The sequence below is a fragment of the Ramlibacter sp. genome (assembly GCF_013697775.1).
In the GTDB taxonomy this organism is placed as follows: Bacteria; Pseudomonadota; Gammaproteobacteria; order Burkholderiales; family Burkholderiaceae_C; genus Ramlibacter.
Map to the genome: position 1 here is coordinate 1 of NZ_JACCWG010000455.1, position 10,676 is coordinate 10,676.

11 protein-coding genes are annotated in these 10,676 nt (G+C 69.5%); 6 read left to right on the plus strand and 5 right to left on the minus strand.

Annotation, left to right across the window (positions count from 1 at the left end; all coding sequences use genetic code 11):
* The coding region (locus H0U68_RS23085; RefSeq protein ID WP_296359244.1) for an SDR family oxidoreductase at positions 1 to 965 on the plus strand (965 nt) is incomplete at its 5' end.
* Entirely contained in the window at positions 962 to 1,954 is a 993-nt protein-coding gene (galE, locus tag H0U68_RS23090; RefSeq protein ID WP_296359245.1) for a UDP-glucose 4-epimerase GalE, read from the plus strand. The genes H0U68_RS23085 and galE, both read left to right, overlap by 4 nt.
* 7 nt (positions 1,955 to 1,961) lie before the next feature.
* Here the strand turns inward: galE and galK are convergent, their stop codons facing one another.
* From galK to H0U68_RS23115, 5 genes are all read right to left on the minus strand, one after another.
* A complete protein-coding gene (galK, locus tag H0U68_RS23095; protein WP_296359246.1) occupies positions 1,962 to 3,026 on the minus strand; it encodes a galactokinase in 1,065 nt (354 codons plus the stop codon).
* Entirely contained in the window at positions 3,023 to 4,108 is a 1,086-nt protein-coding gene (galT, locus tag H0U68_RS23100) for a galactose-1-phosphate uridylyltransferase (protein ID WP_296359247.1), read from the minus strand. Before galT ends, galK begins: the two co-directional genes overlap by 4 nt.
* A complete protein-coding gene (locus H0U68_RS23105; RefSeq protein WP_296359248.1) occupies positions 4,108 to 5,889 on the minus strand; it encodes a glycoside hydrolase family 2 TIM barrel-domain containing protein in 1,782 nt (593 codons plus the stop codon). Before H0U68_RS23105 ends, galT begins: the two co-directional genes overlap by 1 nt.
* A 109-nt stretch (positions 5,890 to 5,998) precedes the next feature.
* Positions 5,999 to 6,943 (minus strand): acetamidase/formamidase family protein, encoded by a 945-nt coding sequence (locus tag H0U68_RS23110; protein WP_296359249.1) that lies wholly within the window; start codon positions 6,941 to 6,943, stop codon positions 5,999 to 6,001.
* Between the two features lie 19 nt (positions 6,944 to 6,962).
* On the minus strand, positions 6,963 to 7,778 hold the full coding sequence (locus H0U68_RS23115; RefSeq protein WP_296359250.1) for a PhnD/SsuA/transferrin family substrate-binding protein: 816 nt from the start codon (positions 7,776 to 7,778) through the stop codon (positions 6,963 to 6,965).
* 88 nt (positions 7,779 to 7,866) lie between these two features.
* Between H0U68_RS23115 and ttcA the strand changes: the two genes are divergently transcribed.
* The 4 genes from ttcA to H0U68_RS23135 form a co-directional block, all read left to right on the plus strand.
* Positions 7,867 to 8,790 (plus strand): tRNA 2-thiocytidine(32) synthetase TtcA, encoded by a 924-nt coding sequence (gene ttcA / locus H0U68_RS23120; protein ID WP_296359251.1) that lies wholly within the window; start codon positions 7,867 to 7,869, stop codon positions 8,788 to 8,790.
* A gap of 31 nt (positions 8,791 to 8,821) precedes the next feature.
* Entirely contained in the window at positions 8,822 to 9,424 is a 603-nt protein-coding gene (locus tag H0U68_RS23125; RefSeq protein ID WP_296359252.1) for a hypothetical protein, read from the plus strand.
* 52 nt (positions 9,425 to 9,476) lie between these two features.
* Positions 9,477 to 10,118, plus strand: coding sequence for a histidine phosphatase family protein (locus tag H0U68_RS23130; RefSeq protein ID WP_296359253.1), 642 nt, complete (start codon positions 9,477 to 9,479; stop codon positions 10,116 to 10,118).
* The coding region (locus tag H0U68_RS23135) for an alanine racemase (protein WP_296359254.1) at positions 10,090 to 10,676 on the plus strand (587 nt) is incomplete at its 3' end. The genes H0U68_RS23130 and H0U68_RS23135, both read left to right, overlap by 29 nt.

Here is a 10,676-nt window from a genome sequence, read left to right on the forward strand (position 1 = left end):
TGCTGGACAGCCCCGGCTGGTGGCAGCGCGACACGCGGCTGCTGTACACGCCGCACGGCGAGGTGCAGGCGCTGCCGATGGCGGGCCGCCCGATCCTCATCACCGGCGCCACCGGCACGCTGGGGCAGGCGTTCGCGCGCATCTGCACCATGCGCGGGCTGCCGCACCAGCTGCTGCGCCGCGCCGACATGGACGTGGCCGACCCGCAGTCGGTGCAGGCCGCGCTGGAGCGCTGGCAGCCCTGGGCCGTGATCAACACCGCCGGCTTCGTGCGCGTGGACGACGCCGAGAGCGACCCGCGCCAGTGGCGCGAGAACGTCACCGGGCCCGAGGTGCTGGCGGCGGCGTGTGCGCAGCACGGCGTGCGGCTGTTGAGCTTTTCCAGCGACCTGGTGTTCGACGGCGGCAAGGAGCAGCCCTACACCGAGCACGACCCCACGCAGCCGCTGAACGCCTACGGCCGCGCCAAGCGCGAATCCGAGCTGCGCATCCTGGCCAAGGCGCCCGATGCGCTGGTGATCCGCACGGCCGCCTTCTTCGGCCCCTGGGACAAGCACAACTTCATCACCCTGGCGCTCGACGCGCTGCGCCGGGGCGAATCCTGGACCGCCGCGGACGACCAGTGGATCTCGCCGACCTACGTGCCCGACCTGGTGCACACGGCGCTGGACCTGCTGGTCGACGGCGAAAGCGGCCTGTGGCACCTGGCCAACCGCGGCGCGGTCAGCTGGTCGGGCCTGGCCTGCCTGGCGGCCGAGGCCGCGCAGCTGGACACGGCACTGGTGCACCCGGTGCCCGGCGCGACGCTGGGCCAGGTCGCCGCGCGCCCGCGCTTTTCGGCGCTGGGCAGCGAGCGCGGCCTGCTGATGCCGACGCTGGAAGACGGCCTGGCGCGCTATCTCGCCGCCGCTGCCCAGGACGCAGCCGTGCAGCAGGCAACCACAACCTCATCGAAATCGATATGACTCTTCCCTCCGTGATCGTCGCCGGCGGTGCCGGCTACATCGGGTCGCACATGGTGCGCATGCTGCAGGAAAACGGCTACCAGGCCGTGGTGGTGGACAACCTGGCCACCGGCCATGCGGACGCGGTGCGCTTGGGCGCCGTGCTGCGCGAGGGCGACATCGGCGATCCTGATTTCATGCGCGCATTGCTGCGCGAGCACCGGCCGCAATGCGTGATGCACTTCGCCGCCGCCAGCCTGGTCGGCGAGTCGATGGTGAAGCCGGCCAAGTACTGGCGCAACAACCTGGTGCAGACGCTGAACCTGCTGGACGCGATGCGGGAGTGCGAGGTCAAGCAGTTCATCTTCTCCTCCACCGCCGCGGTGTACGGCAACCCGGTGGAAGTGCCGATCACCGAGCAGCATCCGCAGCTGCCGATCAACCCGTATGGCAACAGCAAGCTGGCGGTGGAGAAGGCGCTGCAGGATTACGGCACGGCCTATGGGCTGCGCTCGATCACCTTGCGCTATTTCAACGCCGCCGGCGCGCACCCGGACGGCACGCTGGGCGAGCGGCACGAGCCCGAGACGCACCTGATCCCGCTGGTGCTGCAGGTGGCTTCAGGCCGGCGCGAGGTGATCGGCCGCTTCGGCCAGGACTTCCCCACGCGCGACGGCTCGTGCATCCGCGACTACATCCACGTGCAGGACCTGTGCAGCGCGCACCTGCTGGCATTGCAGAAGCTGGAGCAAGGCGCGGCGACCACAGTCTACAACCTGGGCAACGGCAACGGCCATTCGGTGAACGAGGTGATCGAGGCGGCGCGCCGCGTCACCGGTCACCCGATCCCGGTGCGCGACGACCCCCGGCGCGCGGGCGACCCGCCGGTGCTGGTGGCGGACGCCACGCGCGCGCGCAAGGAGCTGGGCTGGACGCCCCAGCACGCGGACATCGAAACCGTCATCGCGCACGCGTGGCAGTGGGAACAGAAGGGAATGAACGCGCGCTGAGGTTTGGTCAGGCTGCGGGCACCAGCTGCTTGCCGCTGTGCCCGGCACCGCCGTACTGCGCCAGCACGGCGTCGGCGACCTGCTTCACCGCGTCGCTGCGGCACAGCGCCACACACGCGCCGCCGAAGCCCGCGCCGGTCAGCCGCGCGCCGAACACACCCGGCTGCGCCTGCAGCATCGCCACCAGCTGGTCCAGCTCCGGTGTCGACACCTCGTAGTCGTCGCGCAGGCTGGCATGCGAGGCATTCATCAGCCGCCCGAATTCTTCCGCCCCGCTGCAACCCAGTGCCGACAGCACGCGCTCGTTTTCGGTGAACACATGCCGCGCGCGCCGGCGCATCGGCTCAGGCAGGCCTTCGATGGCCTGCAGGTGCTGCACGTCGCGCAGCGACGCCACGCCCAGCAGCCGCGCCGCTTCCTCGCATTCGCCGCGGCGCTGGTTGTAGCCGCTGCCGGCCAGCGTGCGCGCGATGCCCGAGTCCAGCACCAGCACGGCGCTGCCCGCGGGCAGCGGCACGTCGCGCCGCTCCAGCGAACGCGTGTCGATCAGCAGCGCCCGGTCGGTGGCCGCCAGGCTGGACGCCATCTGGTCCATGATGCCGCAGCGCACGTGGGCGTACTCGATCTCGGCGCGCTGGGCGAGCTGCGCGATCTGCACGTCGTCGATCGGCAGCGCCAGCAGCGTGCGCAGGCAGCGCAGCGTGGCGACTTCCAGCGCGGCGCTGGACGACAGGCCGACGCCCATGGGCACCTCGGACGCCACCTCGATGTCCAGGCCCGGCACCTCGGCGCCCTGCCCGCGCACGAGCGCGAGGCAGCCGAACACGTAGCTGGCGAAATGTTCCTCCGGCGGTGCGTCGAACGAGAACGTGACCGCGCGGCCCAGCTCCTCGGCATGCAGGTTGAAGGCCTGCGTGCCATTGCGCCGCATGCGCACCGACGTGCGCTGCACGATCGCCACCGGCATGACGAAGCCGTCGTTGTAGTCGGTGTGCTCGCCCAGCAGGTTGACGCGGCCGGGCGCGTCGGCCGCGGCTTGGGTGGTCGTGGTGGTGATCGATCCGGCGTTCATGCGATGCTGACCTCCACCTGCTGCAGCTCGCGCGCCTTTTCCTCCGGCAGCGCGTCCATGGCGAAGAAGCCGGCCGCCAATTCGGTTCCGGCCAGGTACTTCAGCCGGTCGCGCGTGCGGTATGGCGGCCAGATCTGCGCGTGCAGGTGCGACTCGGGATGCGGCACGCCGTCGGTCGGCGCCTGGTACCAGGCCATGAGGTAGGGAAACGGCCGGTCCCACAGCTTGTCGAATTTCATCAGCACGGTTTTCAGCGCGCGTGCCAAGTCGGCGCGCACCGCGTCGCTCAATTGCGCGAAGCCTTCCACCGGCTCGATGGGCGCGATCCACACCTCGTACGGGTAGCGCGCGCAGACCGGCACGAAGGCCACCGCGTGCGGCCCTTCGTACAGCATGCGCACGCCGTCGCGCCGCTCGGCGGCGATGTGCTGCGCCAGGATGCCGCGCCCGTGCCTGTCGAAATGCTCTCCCGCCATCTGCTGCATGCGCGCCGGCACCGGCGGCACCACCGGGTAGGCGTAGATCTGCCCGTGCGGATGGTGCAGCGTCACGCCGACCTCGGCGCCGCGGTTCTCGAACGGCAGCACGTACTGGACGGCCGCTTCGCTGCCGATGCGCCGCGTGCGGTCGCCCCACACGCCCAGCAGCAGCTCAATGTGGTCCAGCGGCAGGCTGGCAAGCGAGGCAGTGCGGTCCTGCGTGAACACCACCACCTCGCAGCGGCCCTGCGCCGGCGCGGTCGGCACGATCATGTCGGGCGGCGCGCAGACGAAGCCGCCCAGCGAGGGAAAGCGGTTCTCGAACACCGCGATGTCCCAGGGCCCCACCGGCACTTCGGTCGGGTTGGCCGGATCGGTCATCGGCGCCAGCGGGTTGTATTCGGGCGGCGGCAGGAAGGTGCGGCCCTGGCGGTGCGCGGCATAGGTCACCCACTCGCCGCGCAGCGGGTGCCAGCGCAGGTGGGCGCCGCTCGCCAGCGGGTCGGGGAATGGGCTGGGCGCCTGCAGGCCTTCGGGCAGCGGCGCGCGCGCGTACAGCGTCATCGGGCGGCCGTCGGGTTTGACCAGTTCCACCGCGTGCATCACACGCCCCCCGGAATCCAGGTGCGCGACTGCGCCGTCGCCTTCTTGACGCGCTCCAGCGGGACCTTCGGCGTGCGGTCCGCATACAGCAGGCCGTTGGCTTCCTGGAAGGTGTCGGCGAACTGCGTGTAGCAAAAGCCGCTGAACAGCGCCGTGTTGATCACCGTGGTGAGCAGCTGCTCGTACAGCCGCGCGAAGGTTTCCTCGTCGGCGATTTCGGTGTAGCCCCAGATCTTCTTCACGCCCTCTTCGGCTTGCTGCTGGAAGGCGATGCCGCCGAACTCGGTGAGGATGATCGGCTGGCCGCGGTGCGGATGCCCGTCCAGCGTGAGGATGCGGCCGCCCGGGCGGCGCTGCCCGAACAGCTGCTCGGGGTCCACCTCGGGCCCGTAGCGCTGGCGCATGTGCTCCAGGTTGGAGTCGTAGTCGTGGATGCCGATGATGTCGGTGGCCGACGACTCCCAGCCGTCGTTGCCGATCACCGCGCGCGTCTGGTCCAGCGTCTTGGTCAGGTGGTAGAGCGCCTCCACCGCGTGGCGGTGCGCCTGCACCGAAGGCAGCTCGGGAACGCCCCAGCTCTCGTTGAACGGCACCCACACGATGATGCAGGGGTGGCTGTAGTCGCGGTCGATCGCCTCGGTCCACTCGCGGATGGTGCGCTTGATGGCGGTGCGTGTGAAGCGGTAGGCCGAAGGCATCTCCTCCCAAACCATCAGGCCCAGCCGGTCGGCCCAGTACAGGTAGCGCGGGTCCTCGATCTTCTGGTGCTTGCGCACGCCGTTGAAGCCCATGGCCTTGGCCAGCTCCACGTCGTGCTTCAGGGCCGCGTCGCTGGGCGCGGCCAACAGCGTGTCGGGCCAGTAGCCCTGGTCCAGCACCATGCGCAGCACGTAGGGCCGGCCGTTGAGCATGAAGCGGTCGCGCAGCACCGCGACCGAGCGCAGCGCGGTGTACGACTGCACTTCGTCAAGGACTTCCTCGCCGCGCATCAGCCGCAGGCGCGCATCCAGCAGCGTGGGCCGCTCGGGGCTCCACAGCAGCTCGTTGCGGAAGTCGTCGATGCCCGGGTCGGACAGCACCACGAAGCGGTCGACCTCGCCGTCGACCACGCGATAGCGGTCGCGCGCGAGCAGGCGCTCGCCGTGCTTGAGTTCCAGCTCGACCGACAGGTCCTGCGAAATCTCGCCCAGCAGCCGCACCTCGACACCGATGGCGAAGCCCTCGACCTTGGGCGTCCAGCGGATCTTGTCGATCCAGGTGTTGGCCACGCGCTCGAGCCACACGGTCTGCCAGATGCCGCTGGTGCGCGGATACCAGATCGAGTGCGGCTCCAGCTGCCAGTCCTGCTTGCCGCGCGGCTTGTTCAGCTCGAACGGGTCGTCCTCGGCATGCACAGTCACCACCTGCCGGCCGTCGGGATTCATCACGTCGGTGATGTCGGCCCAAAACGGCGTATGGCCGCCCTCGTGCGTCGCCACCAGCCGGCCGTTGACCCAGACGCGCGCCGAATAGTCGACAGCGCCGAAGCGCAGGATCACGCGGTCGTTGCCGGGTTTGACGTCGAGGTCGCGCTCGTACCAGCAGGACTTGTGGAAACCGCGGTCGCCGATGCCGCTGGCCTTCGATTCCGGCGGATACGGCACGGTGATTTCCATCGGCCACTGCCCGACGTCCGCGGGGCTGTGGAAGCGGCCCGCATCGTCGTAGCAGAAGCGCCACTGCCCGTTGAGGCATGTCCAGTCCGCGCGTTGCAGCTGGGGCCGCGGGTAGCCATGTTTCATCTGATCTCCAGGACCCACCACGGGTCGAGGAAACGAGTGTGCCGGGCTGGCGCGCGCGCCTTGTCGGACAACTCCCCGAGTTCAGCAGACACCGCGCGTCGCGCTTGCCTCAAGCGCCCTGGGGCAGCACCGACTTGGGCAGCATCACGTGGATGCCCTTGTGCTCGTTGACGAGCTGGGTCACGCGCACGTCGGCGGTCATGCTCATCAGCATGAAAGCGTGATGGCGCGACAGGCTGGTGGTGGCCACCAGCCATTCGAGCATGCGGCGCAGCGCGTCGCGCGCGGCGGTGTCCAGGTCCGGGTCGAACCCCATGGCGATGCGGTGCGTCGGCGTCTCGGCCTGCGGATACGCCAGCCGCAGGTCCTTGCGCAGGACCACCTCGACCGTGCCTTGCAGCGCCGTCTCGATGGCCGTGGTGCAGACCTCGCCGTCGCCCTGCAGCGCATGGCCGTCGCCGAACGACAGGTTGCCGCCCGGCACGTGCACCGGCAGGTACAGCGTGGCGCCGGGCACCAGTTCCTTGTTGTCGATGTTGCCGCCGTGCGCGCGCGGCTGGATGGTGGAGATGCCGCCCCACGCTTTCGGCGGCGCCACGCCCATCACGCCGAAGAACGGGCGCAGCGGCAGCTCGGTGCCCCAGGGCAGCCGGCCCACGTTGCGCTCGCGGTCCAGCGCCACCACGATCTGCTCGGCCACGTCGAAATCCAGCGGCAACGCGCCGGCCAGCGGGCGGATGGCGGTGTAGCCCCAGTCCTGGCGCAGCCGCATGTCCAGGATGCGGATCTCCAGCACGTCGCCGGGTTCGGCGCCGCGCACCGCGATCGGCCCGGTGAGGATGTAGCCCGGCAGCCGCGGCTTGCACTCGGCATGGATGCGCAGCAGCTCGGGCGGCACGTGGAAGCCCGCGCCCGGCAGGTTGCTCGCGCCCCCGGTGACAGTCTCCACCGTCACCTGGTCGCCGCTGTCGATGCTCAGCACCGGGGGCAGCGCGGCGTCGAAGAAACCCCAATGGATGGTGTCGGGGGCGGAGCGCAGGTGGTGGTGGGCCATGGCGACGGGTGGTGAACGCTCAGCTGCCGCCGGCCAGCCAGGTGAGCAGCTCCAGCAGCCGCTTCTCGCCGGTCGTGTCGAACTCCTTGATGCCGATGGTCTTCAACACCTCCTGGCCGCTCTCTTCCTTCGGCAGCGCGGCCAATGCCGACTGGATCGCCGAGATCTTGGCTTCGGGCAGCTTGCCGCTGGCGATCAGCGGGAAATACGGCTGCGGCCGGCTCTTGTGGATGACGCGGTTGCCGTCCTTTTCCCATTTGGCCGCCACGCCGGAATAGGAGGCCACGCCGCCGACGTCGGCGAACTTGTTGTTGAGGTAGAAGGCCACGGCGCCCTGCTCGCGCACGTACTGCACGGCCTCGCGCTTCACGTCGATGCCCTGGTCGCGCAGCTCGGCGATGCAGAACTTGGTCATGTAGGCGGCCTGTTCCGGCAGCGCGATCTTCCTGCCCTTGACGTCGGCCAGCGTCTTCACCGGCGAATCCTTGGCCACGATGATGTGGCACTGGCCGTCAGGCTTGGCGCTGGCGACGAACTTGTAGCCGTAGTCGCGCAGGCCCCGTGCGGGGTAGTCGCTCGGGCGGGCGATCACGAAGTCCAGCCGGTGCTCCTTCATGCCCTCTTCCAGGTTGCTGAATTCGCGCAGGAAGACCACTTCCACCTTCTGCTTGATGGCCTTGCCGATCACGTCGGCCAGGCCCTGGTACTTGGCGATCACGCGCGCATGGTCCAGGCCGCCGGAGGTTCCTTCGCTGACGCCGAGCACCAGGCTCTGGCTCCAGCCGGCGCCGCTGAACGCCAGGGCGGCCAGCGCGAACATCCACTTCTTTTTCATGACTTCATCCATTGCTGCATGGCACGATGCTAAATGGCTCAGCAAGCCCGGCGCTTGGGGGATTTCCTCGGAATGCGAAAATACGACGATGAGTGCCGTCTGGAACGCCGCCGAAACGGCCCCCCTGTCGCCCGAACGCAAGATCGAGCGCGAAACCCACAAACTGGAAAAACGCCTGTGCCGCCAGGTCGGCCAGGCCATTGCCGACTACGCCATGATCGGCGAGGGCGACAAGGTCATGGTCTGCCTGTCGGGCGGCAAGGACAGCTACGGCCTGCTGGACATCCTGCTGAAGCTGCGCCAACGCGCCCCGGTGCATTTCGACCTGGTCGCGGTCAACCTCGACCAGAAGCAGCCCGGTTTTCCGGAACACGTGCTGCCCGCCTACCTGAAGGCGCTGGGCGTGCCGTTCCACATCGAGGAGCAGGACACCTACTCCATCGTCAAGGACAAGATCCCCGAGGGCAAGACCCTGTGCAGCCTGTGCAGCCGGCTGCGCCGGGCCATCCTGTACCGGGTGGCGCGCGAACTCGGCGCCACGCGCATCGCGCTGGGCCACCACCGCGACGACATCCTGCAGACCTTTTTCCTCAACATGTTCTTCGGCGGCAAGCTCAAGGCCATGCCGCCCAAGCTGGTCAGCGACGACGGCCAGCACATGGTGATCCGCCCGCTGGCCTACGTGGCCGAAAAGGACCTGGTGCGCTGGGCCGAGCACCGGCAGTTCCCCATCATTCCCTGCACCCTGTGCGGCAGCCAGGAGAACCTGCAGCGCAAGCAGGTGGCGGCCATGCTGCGCGAGTGGGAGCGCAAGCACCCCGGCCGCGTGGACACCATGTTCACCGCGCTGCAGAACGTGGTGCCCTCGCACCTGGCCGACGGAACGCTGCACGATTTCAAGGGTCTGACGGCCACGGGCGTGGCCGACGCGGACGGCGACCGGGCCTTCGATGCCGAAGAGTTTCCCGTCGCCACCGCGTTGCCCGCGCTGCAAGTCGTCCGCATTGACTGAGTACGGGGCCGTGCCCCGCGTTGGGAGCACCATGACTTCTCGAATGCGCCTGTGGGGCGCGGCACTTCTCGTGGCGGCGGCCACCGCCCTGTCGGGCTGCGCCACCGGCTACCTGCTGGACAACCAGGTCCAGACCTTCTCCGGGCTCGCGGCCGTTCCGTCCGGCCTCGCTTACCGCTTCGAGCGGCTGCCCTCGCAGCAGAACCCCGGGCAGGCGCAGGTGGAAGCGCTGGCCGACGGCGCGCTGTTCCGCGCCGGCTTCAAGCGCGACGACGCCGCGCCGCGGTATGGCGTGCAGGCGTCGGCGCGCGTGCAGCGCGTGCTCTCGCCCTATGCCGATCCGTGGGACATGGGTTTCGGCTGGGGCCTGGGGTTTGGCCGCCGCGGCGTGAGCATCGGCTTCGGCGGGCCGCTGGGCCGCATGGAGTCGCCCTGGTACCAGCGCGAGGTCGGCATCGTGGTGCGCGAGCTCGCCACCCAGCGCGTGGTGTACGAGACGCACGCGATGAACGCCGGGCCCTGGGGGGACAACGACGGCGTGCTGGCGGCGATGTTCGGCGCCGCCATGCAGGGCTTTCCCAACCCGCCCCAAGGACCGCGCCGCGTCGACATCCAGATGGGAAACACGAAGTAAAAGCGCCGACCGGCGGCAGCGCCATGCGCAAGGTGACTGCCTACAATGGCCCATGGAAGCCACCCGGATCGTTGCCGTGCGGCACGGCGAAACCGCCTGGAACGTGGATGCCCGCATCCAGGGCCAGCTCGACGTCGGCCTGAACGACACCGGGCGATGGCAGGCTAAGCGCGTCGGCTCGGCGCTGGCGCAAGAGCCGATCCGGGTTGTCTACTCCAGCGACCTGCTGCGCGCCCACGACACCGCGCGCTGCATCTCCGAGCAGGCCGGCGTGCCGATCGTCCCGCACCAGGGACTGCGCGAGCGCCACTTCGGCATGTTCGAAGGCAAGACCTTCGACGAGATCCATCAAGCCTGGCCCGACCACCACGACAACTGGCGCCGGCGCATCCCCGAATGGCAGCCGCCCCAGGGCGGCGAATCGCTGCTGCAGCTACGCGCGCGGGTCCAGAGCACGGTGCACGAACTGGCGCAGCGCCACGCCGGCGAGCAGATCGTGGTGGTGGCGCACGGCGGCGTGCTGGACACGCTGTACCGCATCGCCACCGGCCAGGAGGTGAACTCCCCGCGCACCTGGCACCTGCCCAATGGCGCCATCAATCGCTTGCTTTGGACGCCGCAGGGCTTTACGCTGGTCGGCTGGTCTGACACCCAGCACCTCGACCATGCAGCCGACGAAAACACCTCTTTCTGAATCCCTGAAACGCCTGGCCGGCCAGAGCGCCGGCGCCATCGACACCCCGGTGCTGGTGGCCGACCTGGACGCGATGATGCGCAACCTCTCGCGCATGGCCGAGTTCGCGCGCAAGCACGGCATCCGCTGGCGCCCGCACGCCAAGATGCACAAGAGTTCGGCGTTGGCCAAGCTGCAGCTGCAGGCCGGCGCGGTCGGCGTGTGCGTGCAGAAGACCGCCGAGGCCGAAGCCATGGTGGCCGGCGGGGTCTACGACGTGTATATCAGCAACGAGGTGATCGCGCCGCACAAGCTGGCGCGCGTGGCCGCGCTGGCGCAATGCGTGGCGGCCGAGAACGGCCGGCTGGCCATCGCCGTGGACAGCCTGCACGGCATCCGCGCGCTGGCACAGGCCATGGAGCAGGCGCGCGGCGATGGCGCCGGCGATGGCGATGGCGCGGCCGTGATCGACGTGTTCGTCGAAATCGACGTCGGCCAGGGCCGCTGCGGTGCGGCGCCGGGCGAGGCCGCCGTGGTGCTGGCGCGCGCCATCCGCGCGCATCCCGCGCTGCGCTTCGC